The 19,664-nt window shown below is 73.6% G+C and carries 16 protein-coding genes; 7 read left to right on the forward strand and 9 right to left on the reverse strand.

What is annotated here, in order from left to right; translation table 11 throughout:
* Positions 1–40: 40 nt before the first annotated feature.
* From ACZ4MO_RS04750 to ACZ4MO_RS04775, 6 genes are all read right to left on the reverse strand, one after another.
* Entirely contained in the window at positions 41–2,800 is a 2,760-nt protein-coding gene (locus ACZ4MO_RS04750; protein WP_175007898.1) for a UvrD-helicase domain-containing protein, read from the reverse strand.
* A gap of 125 nt (positions 2,801–2,925) precedes the next feature.
* Positions 2,926–4,635 carry an AAA family ATPase gene (locus tag ACZ4MO_RS04755; protein WP_175007897.1) on the reverse strand — a complete coding sequence of 570 codons (1,710 nt, stop codon included), beginning with the start codon at positions 4,633–4,635 and terminating at the stop codon, positions 2,926–2,928.
* 118 nt (positions 4,636–4,753) lie between these two features.
* Complete coding sequence (locus ACZ4MO_RS04760; protein ID WP_175007896.1) at positions 4,754–5,236, reverse strand: DUF456 family protein; 483 nt, start codon at positions 5,234–5,236, stop codon at positions 4,754–4,756.
* A 27-nt stretch (positions 5,237–5,263) separates the two neighbouring features.
* Positions 5,264–6,070 (reverse strand): alpha/beta fold hydrolase, encoded by an 807-nt coding sequence (locus tag ACZ4MO_RS04765; protein WP_175007895.1) that lies wholly within the window; start codon positions 6,068–6,070, stop codon positions 5,264–5,266.
* Positions 6,067–6,627: a helix-turn-helix transcriptional regulator gene (locus ACZ4MO_RS04770; RefSeq protein ID WP_175007894.1), complete on the reverse strand. Its 561-nt coding sequence runs from the start codon at positions 6,625–6,627 to the stop codon at positions 6,067–6,069. Before ACZ4MO_RS04770 ends, ACZ4MO_RS04765 begins: the two co-directional genes overlap by 4 nt.
* 99 nt (positions 6,628–6,726) lie before the next feature.
* Positions 6,727–7,101, reverse strand: a complete 375-nt coding sequence (locus ACZ4MO_RS04775) for a hypothetical protein (RefSeq protein ID WP_175007893.1) — start codon at positions 7,099–7,101, stop codon at positions 6,727–6,729.
* A 454-nt stretch (positions 7,102–7,555) separates the two neighbouring features.
* Between ACZ4MO_RS04775 and ACZ4MO_RS04780 the strand changes: the two genes are divergently transcribed.
* Genes ACZ4MO_RS04780 through cobA form a run of 5 tightly spaced genes read left to right on the forward strand, consistent with a single transcriptional unit; the run spans position 7,556 to position 14,019 of the window.
* Positions 7,556–9,325 carry a ferredoxin-like domain-containing protein gene (locus tag ACZ4MO_RS04780; protein WP_175007892.1) on the forward strand — a complete coding sequence of 590 codons (1,770 nt, stop codon included), beginning with the start codon at positions 7,556–7,558 and terminating at the stop codon, positions 9,323–9,325.
* On the forward strand, positions 9,322–10,200 hold the full coding sequence (locus ACZ4MO_RS04785) for a phosphoadenylyl-sulfate reductase (RefSeq protein WP_175007891.1): 879 nt from the start codon (positions 9,322–9,324) through the stop codon (positions 10,198–10,200). Before ACZ4MO_RS04780 ends, ACZ4MO_RS04785 begins: the two co-directional genes overlap by 4 nt.
* 8 nt (positions 10,201–10,208) lie before the next feature.
* Positions 10,209–11,204, forward strand: a complete 996-nt coding sequence (gene cysD, locus ACZ4MO_RS04790; protein ID WP_175007890.1) for a sulfate adenylyltransferase subunit CysD — start codon at positions 10,209–10,211, stop codon at positions 11,202–11,204.
* Positions 11,204–12,586 (forward strand): GTP-binding protein, encoded by a 1,383-nt coding sequence (locus tag ACZ4MO_RS04795; RefSeq protein ID WP_175007889.1) that lies wholly within the window; start codon positions 11,204–11,206, stop codon positions 12,584–12,586. The genes cysD and ACZ4MO_RS04795 overlap by 1 nt, the downstream gene beginning before the upstream one ends.
* 20 nt (positions 12,587–12,606) lie before the next feature.
* Complete coding sequence (cobA, locus tag ACZ4MO_RS04800; RefSeq protein WP_175007888.1) at positions 12,607–14,019, forward strand: uroporphyrinogen-III C-methyltransferase; 1,413 nt, start codon at positions 12,607–12,609, stop codon at positions 14,017–14,019.
* A gap of 7 nt (positions 14,020–14,026) precedes the next feature.
* Here the strand turns inward: cobA and ACZ4MO_RS04805 are convergent, their stop codons facing one another.
* Entirely contained in the window at positions 14,027–14,725 is a 699-nt protein-coding gene (locus tag ACZ4MO_RS04805; protein WP_342779530.1) for a LuxR C-terminal-related transcriptional regulator, read from the reverse strand.
* Complete coding sequence (locus ACZ4MO_RS04810) at positions 14,722–16,095, reverse strand: PspC domain-containing protein (RefSeq protein ID WP_175007887.1); 1,374 nt, start codon at positions 16,093–16,095, stop codon at positions 14,722–14,724. Before ACZ4MO_RS04810 ends, ACZ4MO_RS04805 begins: the two co-directional genes overlap by 4 nt.
* Positions 16,096–16,231: 136 nt before the next feature.
* On the opposite strand from ACZ4MO_RS04810, the gene ACZ4MO_RS04815 reads away from it, so the two are divergent.
* Both ACZ4MO_RS04815 and ACZ4MO_RS04820 read left to right on the forward strand, forming a co-directional pair.
* Entirely contained in the window at positions 16,232–18,049 is a 1,818-nt protein-coding gene (locus tag ACZ4MO_RS04815; RefSeq protein ID WP_186810345.1) for a PspC domain-containing protein, read from the forward strand.
* Positions 18,049–18,651: a hypothetical protein gene (locus ACZ4MO_RS04820; protein WP_175007885.1), complete on the forward strand. Its 603-nt coding sequence runs from the start codon at positions 18,049–18,051 to the stop codon at positions 18,649–18,651. The genes ACZ4MO_RS04815 and ACZ4MO_RS04820 overlap by 1 nt, the downstream gene beginning before the upstream one ends.
* A 147-nt stretch (positions 18,652–18,798) precedes the next feature.
* On the opposite strand, the gene ACZ4MO_RS04825 is transcribed toward ACZ4MO_RS04820, so the two are convergent.
* Complete coding sequence (locus ACZ4MO_RS04825; protein WP_342779528.1) at positions 18,799–19,626, reverse strand: hypothetical protein; 828 nt, start codon at positions 19,624–19,626, stop codon at positions 18,799–18,801.
* Positions 19,627–19,664: the final 38 nt, after the last annotated feature.

Raw genomic sequence — 19,664 nt, forward strand, 5'->3', positions numbered from 1 at the left:
GCCCTGTGTGTCAGCGCGTGGCGCGTCGGAGCATGGCGCGTCAGAGCTTGGTGACGGGCGAGTACCGCAGCAGCAGCCGTTTGGTGCCGTCCGCGCCGAAGTCGATCTTCGCGACGGCGTTCGGCCCCGCGCCCTCGAGCGAGACGACCGTCCCGAGCCCGTACGCGTCGTGCGTGACCTTGTCGCCGACGGCGAGGTTCGGCACGTCCCCGTCGGCCCGCGGCGTCGCCGACCCGAACTTCGCCCCGCCGGACGGCGAGCCGAACGACGATCGCGCCGAGGAGGTCGAGGCCGGATCGTGGCGGGCCTGGCGGGAGGAGCCCGAGGATCGAGGGCTACGAGTGGCGGAACCGGCACCGGCCCCCTCGGCGCGCGACCCCGACCCCGACCCGAATCCGGAACGCGAACCGGACCACGAGCCCGACCCGCGCCCCCAGACGGACCCGCCCGCGCGCAGGGTCGCCATCGACGACTCGCGCCGCCGCCAGTCCCACAGCTCCTCGGGGATCTCCTCGAGGAACCGGCTCGGCGGGAACTCGTTCGCCATGCCCCACGCGGAGCGCACCGCGGACCGCGACACGTAGAGCCGCTCGCGTGCGCGGGTGATGCCCACGTAGGCGAGGCGGCGCTCCTCGGCAAGCTCGGCGTCGTCGTGCAGGGACCGCATGTGCGGGAACGTGCCGTCCTCCATGCCGGTGAGGAAGACGACGGGGAACTCGAGGCCCTTCGCGGTGTGGAGGGTCATGAGCGTGACGACGCCCGGGTCCTCCTTCTCCTCGCCCTCGGCGTCCTCGTCGTCGCCGTCGTCCGCGGGGATCTGGTCCGCGTCGGCGACGAGCGAGACGCGCTCGAGGAAGTCGGACAGCGTGCCCTCGGGGTCGAGCTCGCTGAACTCCGTCGCGACGGCGTGCAGCTCGGCGAGGTTCTCGACGCGCGTCGCGTCCTGCGGGTCGTCGCTCGCGCGCAGCTCGGCCAGGTAGCCCGTCCGGTCGAGGACGGCGCCGAGGATCTCGGACGGGCTCGCGCCGGAGTCCGCGAGCTCGCGCAGCCCCGTCATGAGCTCCGCGAAGGCCCGCAGCGGGTTGAGCGTGCGGTTCGTCAGGCCGGGGATCTCGTCGATGCGGGCCAGCGCCGCGCCGAACGAGATGCGCTCGCGGTCCGCGAGCGCCGCGACGGCACCCTCGGCGCGGTCGCCGAGACCGCGCTTGGGCACGTTGAGGACGCGGCGCAGGTTGACGTCGTCGTCGAGGTTGTCGATCGCGCGCAGGTACGCCACGGCGTCCTTGACCTCGCGCCGCTCGTAGAAGCGCGTGCCGCCGACGACCTTGTACGGCAGGCCGACGCGGATGAGCACCTCCTCGAGCGCCCGGGACTGCGCGTTGGTGCGGTAGAAGACCGCGACGTCGCCGGGGCGCACGCCCTCGGTGTCGCCGAGGCGGTCGATCTCCTCCGCGACGAACCGCGCCTCCTCGTGCTCGTTGTCCGCGACGTAGCCGATGACCTTCGCGCCCGCACCCGAGTCCGTCCACAGGCGCTTGGGCTTGCGGTCGGGGTTGCGCGAGATGACGGCGTTGGCGGCCGAGAGGATGTTCTGGGTCGAGCGGTAGTTCTGCTCGAGCAGGATGGTCCGGGCGTCCGGGTAGTCGGCCTCGAACTCGAGGATGTTGCGGATCGTCGCGCCGCGGAACGCGTAGATCGACTGGTCGGCGTCGCCGACGACGGTGAGCTCGGCCGGGTCGAGCGCCGGGACCTGCGCCTCGCCCGTGCCGCTCGTCGCCGCGTCGGTCGCGGCGGAGTCCTCGCCCACGCCCGCGAGCTCGCGGACGAGCACGTACTGCGCGTGGTTGGTGTCCTGGTACTCGTCGACGAGCACGTGGCGGAACCGGCGGCGGTAGTGCTCGGCGACCGCGGGGAACGCCTGGAGCAGGTTGACCGTGGTCATGATGATGTCGTCGAAGTCGAGCGCGCTGGCCGCGACGAGACGGGCCTGGTAGCGCGTGTAGACGTCGGCGAGCACCTGGTCGAACTCGGGCACGTTCGCGCCGTGCTCGCCGGCCCGCGCCGCGAGACCGTCGTCCGTCGCGTGGGCGCCGGAGTCACGGGCGTAGGTCTCGGGGTCGATGAGCTCGTTCTTGAGGTCCGAGATCTTGTTGGCGAGCGACCGCGCCGGGTACTTCTTCGGGTCCAGGTCGAGCTCGCGCGTGACGAGGGTGATGAGCCGCTGGGAGTCCGCGGCGTCGTAGATCGAGAAGCTCGACCGCAGGCCGAGCGTCTTCGCCTCGCGCCGCAGGATGCGCACGCACGCCGAGTGGAACGTGGAGACCCACATGTTCCGCGCCGACGGCCCGACGAGCGCCTCGACGCGCTCGCGCATCTCGGCCGCGGCCTTGTTGGTGAACGTGATCGCGAGGATCTGCCCGGCGCGCGCCCGGCCCGTGGCGAGCAGGTGCGCGATGCGGTGCGTCAGCACGCGCGTCTTGCCCGACCCGGCGCCCGCGACGATGAGCAGCGGCCCGCCCGCGTGCACGACGGCCTCGCGCTGCTGCGGGTTGAGCCCGTCGAGCAGCGCGTCGGGGTCGAGGTGCGCGTACCGGCCGCGGCGCTCGCCCGACGGCGCACCGCCGGTCGTCCCCGGCGCGCCGTCACCGGCGGGCGACCCCGCCCCGTCGGGCACGGCCGGGTCGTCGGTCCAGCGCGGGGCGGTCCGCGGGAGGCGGGACTCGCCGCCGTGGTCGACGCGCGGGCCGTCGAACAGCGTGTCGAGGCCGGGCAGCGGGAGGTTCTCGAAGAGCGAAGCCATAGCCCCTCCAGCCTAGGCGCCCGCGCCCACACCCTGGTCACGGCGGGAGGCCTGACGCGCCAGCACTTAGCGAGATCGCGCTCCATGCGGGTGTCTGCCAGACCTCGGGAACGGAGAACCAGCCCTCAGAAACTCGGTAGCCCGTCAACGCTAGCAAAGGACGCCAGCGACTCCAAGAGAGACACCACGTCCGACGGAATTTCTGTCGCGCCATAAGCGCGCGCGACTTCGCATGGCTTGACGCCAAAGTGTTGGAGTATTTCCTTCGCCCGCACCTCGAGAAATACCGCCGGAGGCGCCGCCTCTAGGTACGTTTCTCCGATCGCAAGACCAAAAGTCTCCTGGAGTTGCGTTTCAACTTCCACCACTGGACGCCCAGACGCACTCGCCAAAGCTGGTGGCCAGAGCAGGTACGCCTCGATATGACGACGGCGCCACTTAAAGGCAGAGAATCCTGCTTGTGGATTCTGCAGGATCTTATCGACCAGGCCATCGCCTACAGTTCCGAGTTCTTCCTCATCGCGATCCCTCAGGCTGAATGCTTGGACACCCGAAACCTCCTCCGAAATCGCCCGCCATAGATCCCGCCGATCCTTTTGTGACCTGGTAGTCTGCCAGTCCGTAACACGACCCAAGCCCTGAATATTAAGCGTCGTCGCAAATTCGGTTAAGACGCTTCGGTCAGAGGTGCCCTCATAGAAGAATATCCGTTTGCTATCCCGCAGGTGATCAAGTTTCGGCGCATAGTCCGAACCAATCCCCTCGAACAGTCCGACTTTCTGGTGCTGCTCTCTCAAGTACCTAGCGTTGCCGCCGCTCTTTACATGCAGAATCGCATGGGGGTCTGCGAGACGAAGCGCCTCCGTCGAGTGCGTGCCCATTAGCACCTGCTTACCCGATCTTTCAGCGAGATCCGCGAGATGTCCTACAAGTTCACGCTGAAGAGCGACGTGCAGATGAGCGTCGGGCTCATCGAGCAAGAGGACGTCAACCTCTCGCGACGTGGCGAGCGCGTATACACTGAGCCACTGCAGGAAGCCACTCCCTTCGACCATGATGTCCCGTGGATTGTAGTTTGCGTAGCGCTTCAAATTGAATCCGTCAACCCGCCCCTTGGTAACGTTGGCCTGGATGTACGTGTGGTACTCCTCGTTAAAGTCGCGTATATCCACCTCCGCGTTGAACACCTCGCGCAGTTTGGCTTGAAGAAGCTCCCAAGGATCGGTCTCACGCAGATTCTTAAGATCGCGATCGGAGATTTTTGTTTTGCCGGCGCGCAGGAACGCGCGTTCCTGGGCGTTGTCCATCTTCATGTCGAGAAGGATATTGCGCAGCACAGCCCCAGCAAGACCCTCGCCGATTCTCCGGCGTCTAAGCGCACCATAGACTCGCTGCTCGCGCGCCGATATCCCGGCAAATGGAGGAAGATACGCCACTACAGGCACTCGATCGCCAGGCTCCACTGTCGACTCTGAGACGCGGATGAATAGCCGATCGTTAGCGAGGGAAAGCGAGAAACCGAGTTTGCATTCCGCGCCGCTGTCCTCCCATTCGCATGTAATGGACAGCGTGTACCCGTCCGGATCTCCTTCCTGCTTCCCTGGCTTAAGGTTCGTCCAAAGATGCCGCAGTGAAGGAATGTTGATTGGCGAGAATTCGTCATCTCCGAGCCCGAACCCCTGGCGCCCAATCTGATCAGCGCAGATTGCCAAACTATCACGTTGGGCAACAGTCGCCACCTTGCAGAACTCCCAGACGGCGAGCCCTTGCAAAAGAGTCGACTTGCCCGAGTTGTTGCCGCCCGCCACGAAGGACGTTCCCGGGTGCAGTTGCACGGTGGAATCACTGAATTGCTTGAATCGCTTGAAGGAAACTGATTCTATATACAACGGTCGACCCCCATCAGACGCAACGTTGCGCTCAGAGGCAGACTCTAGCGCCCTGGAAGCTCGACTATGCGACGGCCAGCCCGACGCCCCACGTCGCGGCGGCGAGCAGCCCGCCGAGGAGCTGGACGAGGATCGTGATGCCGGTCGCCTGCATGGCGGCGACCGTCGCGCGCCAGGCGGCGCGCCGGTCGCGGCGGCGCACGAGCTCGGCGAGGAACACGGCGAGCACGAACCCGATGAAGAGGCCGACCACCGGGATGACGAAGAACCCGACGACGCCCGCGATCCCGCCCCACACGAGGGTCGACCACGGGACGTCCGCCCGGCGCATGTGCCGACCCGCGAGGACGTACTGCGACACCTCGGCGGCGACGACGAGCACGGCCGCGACCGCGAAGACGACCCAGGCCGCCGTGCCGCCCGTGACGATCGCCCAGACGAGGATCGCCCCGAGCACGAGCACGTTCCCGGGCAGGATCTGCACGACGATCCCGATCAGCCCGACCAGGATCGCCAGCCCGACGAGGACCTCTCCACCGACGCTCACGGGAGAAACCCTCGCACGTCCGGCGCGCTACGCACGCCCCGCGGGCGGGACGAGCCGGGGGTGCGCGACGCCGTCGACCACCCACGAGCGGATCATCGCGCTGAACAGGTCGGGGTCCTCCGCGCTCCACTGGTGGTGCATGCCGGGCACGAGGCGGACGACGGCGTCCGGCACGCGGCGGGCGATCGTCCCGAGCGCGGAGCGGGCGGCGCGCAGGTCGCGCGAGCCCGCGACGGCGAGGACGCGCGCGCCCGACGACTCGAGGCCCGCGGGCCAGCAGCCGCCGTAGACGTCGCGCAGGGTGCGGGCCATGTTGTCGCGACGGATCGCGAGGCCGGACCGGACGAAGAGCTCGCGCGCGTCGGCGGGGAGGCGGAAGGCTCGCGCCTGCGCCTCCCAGTACCAGCGCCGGTCCCACACGCCGAGCTGCGCGCGCCCGGCGGCGCCGGCGAGCCCGGTCACGCCGTCGACCGCCGCGCCGGACGCGAGGACGGAGCGCACGAGACCGGGGTGCCGTGCCGCGACCCGGAGGGCGACGATCCCGCCGTACGACAGCCCGACGAGGTGCACGGCCCGGCCCGCGGGCAGAGCCGCGACGAGGGCGGCCACGTCGTCGGCGGTGGCGTCGAGCGACACGACGTCCTCCGCCGCGCGGGACCCGAAGCCGGGCAGGTCCGGTGTCCGGACGTCGAGGTCGGCGAGGTGCTCGACCTGCGGCTCCCACATCCACGACGCGACGTTGCCGCCGTGCAGCAGGACGACGGAGACCTCGTCCGCCCCCGACCCGTCGGGCGGCGTCGCGGGGTGGCGCCCGACGGCGTCCGGCACGGTCACGGGAGCACCTCGCGCTCGGTCTCGTCGAGCCACGCGAGCTCGGTCCGGGCGTGCGCGAGGCCGTGGCGGAGCGTCGCGAGGCGCAGGGCGAGCCCCCGGGTGCCGCGGACGCGGTCGGCGTCGGGACCGCCGTCGGCGAAGACGGCGGCGACGCGCTCCTGCTCGGCGGTGAGCGCCGCGACCGCCTCCTCCGCCTGCGCGCGGCGGGACGCGAGGAGCTCCGCGACGCCCGCGTCGTCGAGCTGGTCGGCGAAGAACAGCCGCCCGAGGAAGGGCTCGCGCGCGTCCTCCGGCTCGAGCGGCGCGGCGAGCCAGCCGCGGAGCGCCGCGCGGCCCGCGGCGGTGATCGTGTGGACCTTGCGGTCGGGGTAGCTCTCCTGCGGCACGACCTCCACGTCGGCGAGGCCCGCGTCGACGAGGGCCGCGAGGGTGCGGTAGAGCTGCGAGCGGTCGGCGGCCCAGAAGTGGTGCACGGAGGTGTCGAACGCGCGCTTGAGGTCGTAGCCGGTCATGGGTCGGACCGTGAGGAGCCCGAGCACGAGGTATCGAAGGACCATGCGACTAGTGGACCATGCACCTATAAACGGGTCAATGCCACGGAGACGACGACGGCCCGCCGACGCGGAGCGTCGACGGGCCGGGGGCCGGTGGTGCGGTCAGTTCCAGAACACGGCGACGAGGATGTTGACGAGGGTCAGGCCGCCGATGGCGTGCTTGAGGCCGGGTGCCACGGCGCCGTCGGCAGCCTTGGCCCCCTGGCGCTTGGCGACGAACGCGAGGACGGAGATGACGAGGGCGACGACCAGCTTGACGCCGATCTTGGCCATGTCCGGGCCGCCGTTCGACCAGTTCTCCCAGACCGACGCCTCCCCGATCCCGACCATGGCGATCCCCGCGACGAGCGCGGTGAGCGCCCCGTGGAAGACGCCCTTGTACAGGCCAGGCGACCGCAGGGACGCCAGGTAGCCACCGAGCACGATGGCCCAGCCGATGAAGTGCAGCGCGACGAAGACGTTGTAGAGGAACTCCATGGCCCCATGGTATTTGCTGACGGGCCTGTCGTGAAAGTTTGCACAAGGTGAGATGCGCCCGGCCGTCGGCGTCGCACCCGGTCGCGACCCCGCCGTGGACCGCACCCGGTGGCACGCTCGACAAAGCAGACCGAATCGGTCTACTATTTGCGGTTTCCCACCATGCGGACCGGGGCTGTCCACGCGTCCGGACCGCCGCTACTGTTCTCGGCATGACCACGGCAGCCCGCACCCTCCTCGTGACCTCCGGTCACGGGACGCCGGCGTGCGCGCACACGTGTCTCAGCTGTTGTCGCTGAACCGCGCCCGACTCAGCGCGAGCCGTCGCTCGCCTCTCTTCCCGAGAACCCCTGAGAACCGGCGCGCGCCGTCGGTCCTCAGCCACTCGCAGCATCCTCGCTGAGCGCTCGCCGTCGCGCGTCCCCGCCCCCGAACGAGGACACGAGGAACCCCGATGACGCAGGCACCGACTGCGCCCGAGGCCACGGACGGCAGCACTCCTCCCGCCCGTCCGCCGCGGGCCGCCGAGCGCCCGGCCCGGACGCCGGGAGACCGCCCCGCGCGCGCCGCACGACCGAACGGGCAGTGGAAGGTCGACGGCACCGAGCCGCTCAACGCGAACGAGAAGTGGAAGCAGGAGGACGGCGGCCTGTCCGTCCGCGAGCGCATCGAGACGGTCTACGCGCGCGACGGCTTCGACTCCATCCCCGGCGACGACCTCCACGGACGCTTCCGCTGGTGGGGCCTGTACACGCAGCGCAAGCCCGGGATCGACGGCGGCCGGACCGCGACGCTCGAGCCGCACGAGCTCGAGGACCGGTACTTCATGCTCCGGGTCCGCATCGACGGCGGGGCGCTCACGACCGAGCAGCTCCGCGTCGTCGCCGGCATCTCCGCGGAGTTCGCCCGCGACAGCGCGGACATCACCGACCGTCAGAACATCCAGCTCCACTGGGTCGAGGTCGAGGACGTCCCCGAGATCTGGCGCCGCCTGGAGTCCGTCGGGCTGCAGACGACCGAGGCGTGCGGCGACGTCCCGCGCGTCGTGCTCGGCAGCCCGGTCGCGGGCATCGCCGCCGACGAGCTCATCGACATCGGCCCCGCCGTCGCGGGGATCACCGAGAAGTACATCGGCGTCCCCGAGCTCGCGAACCTGCCCCGCAAGTTCAAGACGGCGCTCACCGGCCACCCGAGCCAGGACGTCGTCCACGAGATCAACGACGTCGCCTTCGTCGCGCACCGCCACCCGGAGCTCGGCGTCGGGTTCGACCTCTGGGTCGGCGGCGGGCTGTCCGCGAACCCGCGCCTCGGAGAGCGCCTCGGGGCGTTCGTCACCGAGGAGCAGGTGCCTGACGTGTGGCACGGCGTCGTGCAGATCTTCCGTGACTACGGCTACCGCCGGCTGCGCAACAAGGCGCGCCTGAAGTTCCTGCTCGCCGACTGGGGGCCGGAGAAGTTCCGCGAGGTCCTCGAGACCGAGTACCTCGGGTACGCGCTGCCCGACGGCCCGCCGGCGCCCAAGCCGTCCGTCCCCGGCGACCACGTCGGGGTGCACAAGCAGAAGGACGGGCTCAACTACGTCGGTGCAGCCCCGTACGTCGGGCGCGTGTCCGGCACGATCCTCGCCAACATCGCCGACCTGGCCGAGTCCGTCGGGTCGCACCGCGTGCGCCTCACGCCGCACCAGAAGCTCCTGGTCCTCGACGTGCCGGACAAGCACGTCGAGCACGTCGTGTCGACGCTCAAGGAGAACGGCCTCGACGCCCGGCCGAGCCCGTTCCGGCGCAGCACGATCGCGTGCACCGGCATCGAGTACTGCAAGCTCGCGATCGTCGACACCAAGGACACCGCGACCGCGACGATCGACGAGCTCGAGCAGCGCCTCGGGGACCTGTCGCAGATGAAGCCGCTCTCCCTGCACGTCAACGGCTGCCCCAACTCGTGCGCGCGCATCCAGACGGCGGACATCGGCCTCAAGGGCCAGCTCGTCATGGACGACGACGGTCAGCAGGTCCCCGGCTTCCAGGTCCACCTGGGCGGCGGGCTGGCCTCCGACGACCGCGAGCTCGCCGGCATGGGCCGGACCGTCCGCGGGCTCAAGGTGACCGCGGACGACCTCACCGACTACGTCGAGCGCGTCGTCCGGCGCTACGAGAGCGACAAGGACGGCTCCGAGACGTTCGCCGAGTGGGCGCACCGCGCGGACGAGGAGGCGCTCCGATGACCGCGGACCTGACCGGCGGGCCCGGTGCACCCGCGGGGACCGACCCGCTCGCGGCGCTGCGCGCCGCGGCCCGTGCCCGGACCGAGCAGCGCGAGAGCGCGAAGGCCGCGCACCACGCGGAGCGCGCCCAGCACGGCAGGGCCCAGCGGTCCCTCGACGAGCTGCGCGAGATCGCGCGCCGCGGCGCCGAGCTGCTGCACGGCGCCGGCACGCCCGGTGTCGAGGGGGCGACCCGCCCGGAGGCGACGGCCGAGGAGGTCATCGCCTGGGCGGCGCGCGAGTTCGGGACGTCCGTCGCGGTCGCGTGCTCCATGGCCGACGCCGTGCTCCCCCACGTCGTGGCGGCGCAGATCCCCTGGGTCGACGTGCTGTTCCTCGACACGGGCTACCACTTCGCCGAGACGGTCGGGACGCGCGACGCCGTCGAGCAGCAGATGGACGTGACGATCGTCGACGTCCGGCCCGACCTCACGGTCGCCCAGCAGGACGCGGCGCACGGCAAGGACCTGTTCGGCCGCGACCCGGCGCTGTGCTGCCAGCTGCGCAAGGTCGAGCCGCTGCACCGCACGCTCGCGGGCTACGAGGTGTGGGTCACGGGCGTGCGTCGCGACGAGGCGCCGACCCGGACGAGCACCCCGCTCGTGACGTTCGACGAGAAGAACGGGCTCGTGAAGATCAACCCGCTCGCGGCCTGGTCGTTCGACGACCTGCTCGCGTACGCCGCGCGGCACCAGGTGATCCTCAACCCCCTGCTGAACGACGGCTACCCGTCGATCGGCTGCCAGCCGTGCACCCGGCGCGTCGCGCCGGGCGAGGACCCGAGGGCCGGCCGCTGGGCGGGGCTCGACAAGACAGAGTGCGGACTCCACGTATGAGGACGGGCATGACGACCATCGACCTGACGACCGACGCGCCGGGCTCCCCCGGCGCCTCCGCCGACGCGGGCACCGCGCCCGCCGCGGCGCTCCCCGGCGGGCGCCGCCTCGCCCAGCTCGACGCGCTCGAGAGCGAGGGCATCCACATCGTGCGGGAGGTCGTCGCCGAGTTCGAGCGGCCGGTCCTGCTGTTCAGCGGCGGCAAGGACTCCGTCGTGATGCTGCACCTCGCGGTCAAGGCGTTCGCGCCCGGCCCGGTGCCGTTCCCCGTGCTGCACGTCGACACGGGGCACAACTTCCCCGAGGTGCTGGCCTACCGCGACGCCACGGCCCGGCGCCTCGGCCTGCGCCTCGAGGTCGCGCGCGTGCAGGACTACATCGACGACGGCCGGCTGCGCGACCGGGCCGACGGCACGCGCAACCCGCTGCAGACGCAGCCGCTGCTGGACGCCATCTCGGGGCACCGGTTCGACGCCGTGTTCGGCGGCGGCCGCCGCGACGAGGAGAAGGCGCGCGCCAAGGAGCGCGTGTTCTCCCTGCGCGACGAGTTCGGCCAGTGGGACCCGCGCAACCAGCGCCCGGAGCTGTGGAACCTCTACAACGGGCGGCACCGTCCGGGCGAGCACGTGCGCGTCTTCCCGCTGTCGAACTGGACCGAGCTCGACGTGTGGCGCTACATCGCGCGCGAGCGCATCGAGCTCCCCGAGCTCTACTACGCGCACGAGCGCGAGGTGTTCGACCGCGACGGGATGCTGCTCGCCGTCGGGCCGTACTCCGCGCCCCGCACGGACGCCGAGGCCGCGTCGCTGCGGACGGAGACCGTGCGCTACCGGACGGTGGGCGACATGTCGTGCACCGGAGCCGTGCGCTCGGACGCGACCGGCGTCGACGACGTCATCGCCGAGGTCGCCGCGACGCGCATCACCGAGCGCGGCGCGACCCGCGCCGACGACCGCCTCTCCGAGGCCGCCATGGAGGACCGCAAGAAGGAGGGGTACTTCTGATGGGCACCCAGACCACCACCGGCACCGCGGACACGGCGCCCCCGCTCGACGACGCGCGCCGCGGCACGCTGCTGCGCCTCGCGACGGCGGGCTCCGTCGACGACGGCAAGTCCACGCTCGTGGGCCGCCTGCTGTTCGACTCGAAGTCGGTGCTCGCCGACCAGCTCGACGCGGTCGAGCGCGTCTCGCGCGACCGCGGCCTCGAGACCGCGGACCTCGCGCTGCTCACCGACGGCCTGCGCGCCGAGCGCGAGCAGGGCATCACGATCGACGTCGCGTACCGGTACTTCGCGACCGCGCGCCGGTCGTTCATCCTCGCCGACTGCCCCGGGCACGTGCAGTACACGCGCAACACGGTGACCGGGGCGTCGACGGCGGACGTCGTCGTGCTGCTCATCGACGCGCGCAAGGGCCTGCTGGAGCAGACGCGCCGCCACCTCGCGGTCGCGAGCCTGCTGCGCGTGCCGCACGTCGTCGTCGCGGTGAACAAGATCGACCTCGTCGACTACAGCGAGGCGCGCTACGAGGAGCTCGCGGCGGACATCCGCGCGGCCGCGACGTCGCTCGGCGTCGGCGACGTGCACACGATCCCCGTCTCGGCGCTCGTCGGCGACAACGTCGTGGACCGGGCGAGCACGCGCACGCCCTGGTACGACGGCCCGAGCCTGCTCGAGCTGCTCGAGGAGCTCCCGACCGGCGACGACCCGGAGACCGAGGCGTTCCGCTTCCCCGTCCAGGTCGTCATCCGCCCGCAGGCCGCGGCCGACGAGCGCTACCGCGACTACCGCGGGTACGCGGGGCAGGTCGCGTCGGGCGTCGTGACGGTCGGCGACGAGGTCGTGGTGCTGCCGTCCGGGCGCCGCACGACGGTCGTCGGGATCGACACCGCCGACTCCCTCGCGAGCGGCACGGAGCTCACCGAGGCGTTCGCCCCGCAGTCGGTGACGATCCGCCTCGCCGACGACGTGGACGTCGCGCGCGGCGACCTCCTCGCGTCCGCGGCCGAGGCCCCCGACGTCACGCAGGACGTCGAGGGCACGGTCGCGTGGCTCGGCGACCGTCCGCTCCTGCCCGGCGCGCGCGTGCTGCTCAAGCACACGACCCGCACCGTGCAGGCCGTGGTGCGCGACGTCGTCGGGCGCCTCGACCTGGACACCGCCGAGCTCGAGCCCGCCGAGCGCCTGGAGCTCAACGACATCGGCCGCGTGACGCTGCGGCTCGCGTCGCCCGTCGCGGCGGAGGAGTACGTCGTGGCGCGCCGCACGGGCGCCTTCCTGCTCGTCGACGCCCAGGACGGCGGCACGCTCGCCGCCGGCATGGTCGGCGACGCGCTCGCCGCCGCCCGCCGTCCGGCGGAACGCCCCGGCTCCTACGCGATCTAGACGACACCTAGGCTGGCACCGTGACCGCACCCACCCACGAGACGTACCCCCTCGGCCTGCGTCTCGACGGCCGCCGCGTCGTCGTCGTCGGCGGCGGCCCCGTCGCCGCACGCCGCACGCGGGGCCTCCTCGACGCGGGCGCGGTCGTGACCGTCGTCTCGCCGTTCGCGTGCGAGGACCTCGCCGAGCTCCTCACGGCGCACGGCCCGGGGACCACGGGTCACGCGGCCGCGCACGGCCCCGCGGCCTGCCCGGCGCGGGACGGTCGGCTCGCCTGGGTGCGGCGCGACTACCTCACGGGCGACCTCGACGGCGCGTGGCTCGTCCACACCGCGACGGGCGACGCCCGCGTCGACGCCGAGGTCGCGGCCGACGCCGAGGCGGACCGCGTCTTCTGCGTCACCGCCGGCGACGCCGAGCGCGCGACCGCGTGGGTCCCGGCCGTCGCGCGCACGCTCGTGCCGGGCGCACCCGGCACCGCGGAGGCCGAGGTCACGGTGGCCGTCAACGCGGGCCGGGACCCCCGGCGCGCCGTACGCGTGCGCGACGCCGTCGCGGCGCTCCTCGAGACGGGCGAGCTCCCGCTGCGACCGGTGCGTCCGGCCCCTCCCGACGCCGGCCCGGCGGCTCCCGCCGCGCAGGCGGGGTCCGGGTCCGAGGCCTTCCCCACGGGGGCCGTCACCGCGCCGCTCGTGCGTCCCGTGGGCTCCGTGGCGCTCGTCGGCGGAGGCCCGGGTGACGCGGGCCTGATCTCCGTGCGCGGACGCCGGGTGCTCGCGGAGGCCGACGTCGTCGTGGTCGACCGGCTCGCGCCGCGCGCGCTGCTCGCCGAGCTCGGCGACGACGTCGTGGTCGTGGACGTCGGCAAGACGTCGGGCAACCACCCCGTGCCGCAGGACGAGATCAACCGGATCCTCGTGCACCACGCCCTCGTGGGCCGCCGGGTCGTCCGGCTCAAGGGCGGCGACCCGTACGTCTTCGGGCGCGGCGGGGAGGAGCTCGACGCGTGCCGCGCGCACGGCATCCCGGTGGAGGTCGTCCCGGGCGTGACCAGCGCCGTGTCCGTGCCCGCCGCGGCGGGCATCCCCGTGACGCACCGTGGCCTGTCGCGCGGGTTCACCGTGCTCACGGGGCACGAGGACGTCGGGAAGGTCCCCGCCGCGAGCGACCACACCGTCGTCCTGCTCATGGGCGTCTCGCGCCTCGGGGAGACCGCCGCGGCGCTCGTCGCGCAGGGCCGGTCGCCCGAGACGCCGGTCGCCGTCGTCGAGGACGGCTACGGCCCGCGCCAGCGGACCACGGTCGGGACGCTCGCGACCATCGCCGAGCGGGCCCGCGAGGCCGACGTCCGCCCCCCGGCCGTGACCGTCGTCGGCGACGTGGTCACCCTCTCCGCTGCCTGGCCGCCCCGTACCCCGCCCGCCCCGCGCTGAGCGGAGCTCAGAGGAGGCGGCGCTGGGCCGCCCAGCGGGTGAGCTCGTGACGGGACGAGAGCTGGAGCTTGCGCAGGACCGCGGAGACGTGGGTCTCGACGGTCTTGATCGAGATGAACAGCTCCGACGCGACCTCGCGGTACGTGTACCCCCGCGCGATGAGGCGCATGACCTCCTGCTCACGCGCGGAGAGGCGGTCGAGCTCGTCGTCGTGCACGGCGACGTCCGCCGCACCCGTGCCGAACGCGTCGAGCACGAAGCCCGCGAGCCGCGGGGAGAACACCGCGTCGCCGCCCGCGACCTGCCCGACGGCGGCCGACAGGTCCGGGCCCGAGATCGCCTTGGTCACGTAGCCCCGCGCCCCGGCGCGGATGACCGCGACGACGTCCTCCGCGGCGTCGGACACGGACAGCGCGAGGAACCGCACGTCGCCGAGCAGGTCCGCGCAGCGCTGGATGACCTCCGCACCCCCGCCGCCGTTCCCGCCGGGCAGGTGCACGTCGAGGAGCACGACCGGCGGCCGCAGCTCGTGGACGCGCGCGACCGCCGACTCCACGTCGTCCGCCTCGCCCACGACCGCGACGAGCCCCGGGTCGAGGCTCGCGCGCACCCCGGCTCGGAACATGTGGTGGTCGTCCACGAGCACCACGAGGACGGGCCCGGTGGCGGGCGCGCCGTCCGGCGTCGCGCTGGGGATGGTCGTCACGGGGTCTCCTCGCTCGGTGCGGTGCTCGCCGGGCCGGGGTCCGTCGGCGCCTCCTTCGGCGCGGCTTGCGGCACGGCCTGCGGCACGCGCAACCGTACCTCGGTGCCCCACCCCGGACGGCTGATGATCTCGGCCTTGCCCCCGCGGCGCTGCACACGCCCGAGGATCGACTCGCGCACCCCGAACCGGTCGGGGGCGACGTCGTCCATGTCGAAGCCCTCGCCCCGGTCACGGACGAACACCTCGACCGCGGCGTCGCTCACCTCGAGGTAGACGGAGTACGGCGGCCCGCCGTGCGCGACGGCGTTGACGAGGGCCTCGCGCGTCGCCTGGAGCAGCGCCGCCGTCTCCTGCGTCGGGGTGCAGTCCCCCACGACGACGACGTCCACGACGACCGGCCCGGGATCGGGCGTGCCGGGCGCCGCGCCGATGGGTTCCGCGCGCCGGCCCACGCGCCCGTCCTCGACCTCAGCGACGAGCCCGCGCAGCTCCGCGGCGAGCGACGTGCCCGGCGACGGGCGGTCGTCGTACAGCCACTCGCGCAGCTCGCGCTCCTGGGCGCGGGCGAGGCGCGCGACCGTGTCGGCGTCGGAGGAGCGGGCGCGGATGAGCGCGAGCGTCTGGAGCACGGAGTCGTGCAGGTGCGCGGCGATGTCGGCCCGCTCGGCCTCGCGCGCCCGGGCGGCCCGCTCGTCGCCGAGCTCGCGCATCAGCCGCAGCCACCACGGGGCGAGGACGATCGCGACGCCCGCGAGCACCGCGACCGCGGCCACGGCGGCCCGGACGACCTGGGTGGGCCGCGCGTCCTGGCCGACGAGCAGCACGATGCCGACGAGCACGAGCACGACGCCGCCCGCGATGCGCAGGACCCCGGCGGGCGTGCGCCCGCCCGCCCGGGTGAGCAGCCGGCCCCGCTCGACGGCGTCGAGCTGGCTCCACGCGAGCGCCGCGCCCGCGAGCGCGATGAGGACCGGGATGACCCAGGAGACCTCGACGTCGACGCCCGTGCGCAGCGCCACGAGCAGCGCGGCGCCGCCCAGCAGGACGACGCCGATCGCGACGTCGCGCACGGGCAGGCGCCGCACGCTCCCCTGGAGGCGCGGCGCGAGCCGCGACAGCGAGGCGGGGCGCTGCTCGTCGCGCGCGGCCAGCGGGTCGCCCGGCGGCACGGTGAGCCACCAGAACACGTACAGCGCGACGCCCGCGCCGCCTGCGAGCGCGAGGAGCGCCATGACGAGGCGCACGACCCCCACGCCGACGCCGAGGTGCGCCGCGAGGCCCGCGCACACGCCACCGACCCACCGGCCGCGCTCGGGACGGCGCAGCGGCAGGTCGCGCGGTCGGGCACCGGGCCGGGCTGCTGTCGTCACCCCCCGATCGTCACACGGCGCGGGCGCCTCGAGCGTCCCCGGGCGGGGAAACCAGGGTCGCGCCCCGGACGGTTCAGGGTCGGGTCAGGGTGGCACCCGATACCGGCCGTGCGCCCCGCGCACCAGCATGGTGGTCATGAGCACTCCCGACCTCCCCGGACCCGGCGCCCAGCCCGGGAGCTCCGGCGGCGACACCGAGACACCCGGCGCGCAGCCGGGAACGGTCCCCCCGGGACCGAGCGGCCCCGACCACGGCGCCGGACCGGGCTGGGCCGGCCCCGCCGGCCCGCCCCCGGGCGCACCCGCGGGCGCCGCGCCCGGCGAGGCACCCCGGCGGCCGAGCGGCACCGACGGCTTCTTCGACGCGGTCCGCCGCGTCGGCATCTACCGGTCGGACGACCGCTGGATCGGCGGCGTCGCGTCCGGTGTCGCGGAGCGCTTCGGGATCGACCCGCTCGTCGTGCGCGGCCTGCTGTTCGTGACGTTCTTCCTCTCCGGCGCCGGGCTCGTCCTGTACGGCGCGGCGTGGGCCCTGCTGCCCGAGCGCCGCGACGGTCGCATCCACCTCCAGGAGGCCTTCCGCGGCAACGTCGACGTCGCGCTGCTCGGCGCGGCGGCGTTCGTCGTGGTCGGGTTCTCGTGGGGCGGCGGCTGGTGGTCGTGGTGGGACGCGCTCCACCTGGGCTGGCTGACCGGCCTGTTCTGGGTCGCGGCCTTCGTCACCGTGGCGGTCGTCGCGGTCTCGGCGCTCACGCAGCGCGCCCCCCGCGGCGGGCAGGGCACGCCGCCGCAGGCGCCGCCGTGGCAGGGCGGCCCGGGCTACGGTCCGGGCGGCGCCGGTCCGGCGCAGGGCCCGCACGCCCCGGGCCACGGCCCGACGGCGTCCCCCGGCGCCCCCGACGGCGGTGCACCCTCGGACGCCCCGTGGGGCAGCCCCGGCCCGGCGTTCCCGGGCGGCCCGACGACGTCCGGCGCCCCCGGCGGGACGCCCGCGGGCGGCGCGACGTCCGGGACGCAGGACGACGCGGTCTGGTCGGCGGAGGCGAGCCCGTACGCGGCCGCCGCCCACGGCACGACCGCCCCCCTCCCCCCGTCTGCGCACGGTGCTCCGTCCGTGCAGGGCGCTCCGTCCATGCAGGGTGCTCCGTACACGCCGGGGGCCCCGTACACGCCGGGCGTCACGTCGCCGCTCGGGCACCACGGGGCCGCCGCCCAGGGCCGCGGACCGCAGCCGCCACGCCCGCCGCAGCCCCCGCGCGCCCCGCGCCCGCCCAAGCCCCCGCGCCCGCGCGGCCCGGGTGCCACGACGACCGGCGTCGTCGTCGGGCTGAGCCTCCTGCTCGGGGCGCTGCTCCTCGTGATCGACCGTCAGGGCGAGCTGCCCTGGCCCGTCTTCCTCACGTGGGCCGGCCTCAGCGGGATCCTCGCCGGGCTCGCGATCGTCGTGAGCGGCCTGCGCGGGCGGACGAGCGGCGGCCTCGGCTGGCTCGCGGTGGTCCTGCTCGTCGTCGCGCTCCCCGCCTCGGCGTGGCGCACGACCCCGTTCACCGTGTTCGTCGACGACTCCGTGCGCACCGTCACCGACGGCACGCACCGCATCACCGACCCCGACGTCGCCGCGCAGGGGTTCGGCGTCTCGTTCGGCGACCCGCGCATCGACCTGTCCGACCTGGACCTGTCCGACGCGACCGCCGGCTCGCCCGTCGAGGTCCCCGTCCGGCTCGGCGCGGGCGACGCGACGGTCGTCGTGCCGGACGGTGTCCCCGTCCGCGCCGAGGTGCAGGTGCTCGCGGGCAACGCGCGCTGGCACGTCGACGGCGACCGGCAGGAGATCGGCGGGGTCAGCACGCAGCCGGTGACGTTCGACAACGACGAGGTCCAGGCGGGCGACGACCCGCTGCTCGTGCTGCAGGTCGAGGTCGGCGCCGGCCAGGTCACGATCGAGGAGGACTGATGAACGACGAGAACCACCGCGACGACGAGACGCGGCCGCTCGGGGACGAGCTGTTCGACCCCGCCCGCACGGAGCACCCGGCGTCCGCGGCGGACCCGACGGTCCCGCTCCCGGCCGTGTCGTCCGCGGCCGACAGCCGTGCGACGACCCCGCTCCCGGCCGCGACGCCGCTCGCCGACGTCGGAGCCACCACGCCGCTTCCCACCGCGCCGTCGGTCGGCCCGCTGTCGGTCGACCCGCTGTCGGTTGACAGACCGTCTGTCGGTGCGTCGTCCGTCGGTGCGTCGTCCGTCGGTGCGTCGTCCGTCGGTGCGTCGTCCTCCGGCGCCGGCCCGACGACGTCGGGCGCCGACCCGTCGTCCGCGGCCGGGCAGACCGGTCCCGGCGGGACCGCGGACCCCGGCCCGCTCCCGCGGCGCGGCCCGCGTGTCGCCACGATCGTGTGGGGCTTCGTCATCGTCGCCTTCGCCGTCGTGGTGCTGGCTGCCGCGCTCGGCGCCCGCGTCGACCTCGGGCTCGCGACGATCGTCGTGCTCGCCGCGGCGGGCGTCACGCTCGTCGTCGGGTCGATCGTCTCCGGCGCGCGACGCCGTCGGGGCTGAGCCGCACCGGGACCTCCGGGCACGCCGAGGGCCGTGGCACGACGTGCCACGGCCCTCGGTGTGCCCGAGCGACGCCGCCCCGCACGCTCTCCCCGGTGCGACCCGGTGGGAGCGGGTCCTCGGCGCCCGGACGGGCTGCCGGGACGGTCAGGGAGTCGGCTCGTCGCCCCGCCGCGTCGGGTCGTCGGCCCGGTGCGTCGGGCCGTCGGCCCGGTGCTCGGGCGTGGTCGGCCCGGTGGTCGTCGTCGGGGTGTCGGGCGAGGCCGCGGGCGAGGAGCCCGGCGCGCTCGGCGTGCCCGTCCCCGCGGCACCGGTCGGCTCGACGGGCGTCGCGGTCGTGCCGGGTGCGGCCGCGCGGGCCTCTGCCCCGGGGGTCGAGAGCGCGGACGGGCGGCCCGGGGACGTCGGCTCGGGACGCACGGGAGGCGCCGTCGGCGACGGCTCGACGTGCCCCGGGGACGCGTGCGCGGGCGCGGCGTGCCGCCCGGCGTCCGACAGGTCGCCCGACGACGAGTAGCCGCCCGGGGTCTCGACGGCGACGCTCGGCCCGCCCGCGAGCCGACGCAGCGCGATGCCGACGAGGATGAACAGGATGCCCAGCCCGATGACGAGGGCGCACACCCCGAACGCCACGACGGACGTGAACAGCGACGCGCGCAGGAACGAGGCCGTCATGACGGTCTGGCGCGTCGGGTCGTCCTGGTCGAGCTCGGCGTAGGTCTTGCCGTCGCTCGCCTCGAGCGCGTGCTTGTTGATGACCTCGGCCTGCGCGTACGCGGTGAGCGGCCCGTTGACGTGGCGCCCCGCGAGGAACGACGCGTCGTCCGAGACGGTGATCTCCTCGGCGGAGAGCTGGTTCGACACGACGATCCATGTGCCGATGCCCGCGAGGAGAAGGATGATGCCCGCGATGATCGACACGAGGCCGATGCCCCGTGCCCCCTTCGTCGGTGTGACGGTGACGGTGCTCGACATGGCGCGTTCTCCCCTTCGTCAGGACCCACCTGCAGCCG

This window comes from Sphaerisporangium cinnabarinum (assembly GCF_055567015.1).

Coding starts and splice junctions, on each gene's coding strand:
- ACZ4MO_RS04820 (WP_175007885.1), top strand. CDS start 18,049: ATGAACGACGAGAACCACCGCGACGACGAGACGCGGCCGCTCGGGGAC.
- ACZ4MO_RS04750 (WP_175007898.1), bottom strand. CDS start 2,800: ATGGCTTCGCTCTTCGAGAACCTCCCGCTGCCCGGCCTCGACACGCTG.
- ACZ4MO_RS04775 (WP_175007893.1), bottom strand. CDS start 7,101: ATGGAGTTCCTCTACAACGTCTTCGTCGCGCTGCACTTCATCGGCTGG.
- ACZ4MO_RS04780 (WP_175007892.1), top strand. CDS start 7,556: ATGACGCAGGCACCGACTGCGCCCGAGGCCACGGACGGCAGCACTCCT.
- ACZ4MO_RS04815 (WP_186810345.1), top strand. CDS start 16,232: ATGAGCACTCCCGACCTCCCCGGACCCGGCGCCCAGCCCGGGAGCTCC.
- cysD (WP_175007890.1), top strand. CDS start 10,209: ATGACGACCATCGACCTGACGACCGACGCGCCGGGCTCCCCCGGCGCC.
- ACZ4MO_RS04795 (WP_175007889.1), top strand. CDS start 11,204: ATGGGCACCCAGACCACCACCGGCACCGCGGACACGGCGCCCCCGCTC.
- ACZ4MO_RS04770 (WP_175007894.1), bottom strand. CDS start 6,627: ATGGTCCTTCGATACCTCGTGCTCGGGCTCCTCACGGTCCGACCCATG.
- ACZ4MO_RS04825 (WP_342779528.1), bottom strand. CDS start 19,626: ATGTCGAGCACCGTCACCGTCACACCGACGAAGGGGGCACGGGGCATC.
- ACZ4MO_RS04785 (WP_175007891.1), top strand. CDS start 9,322: ATGACCGCGGACCTGACCGGCGGGCCCGGTGCACCCGCGGGGACCGAC.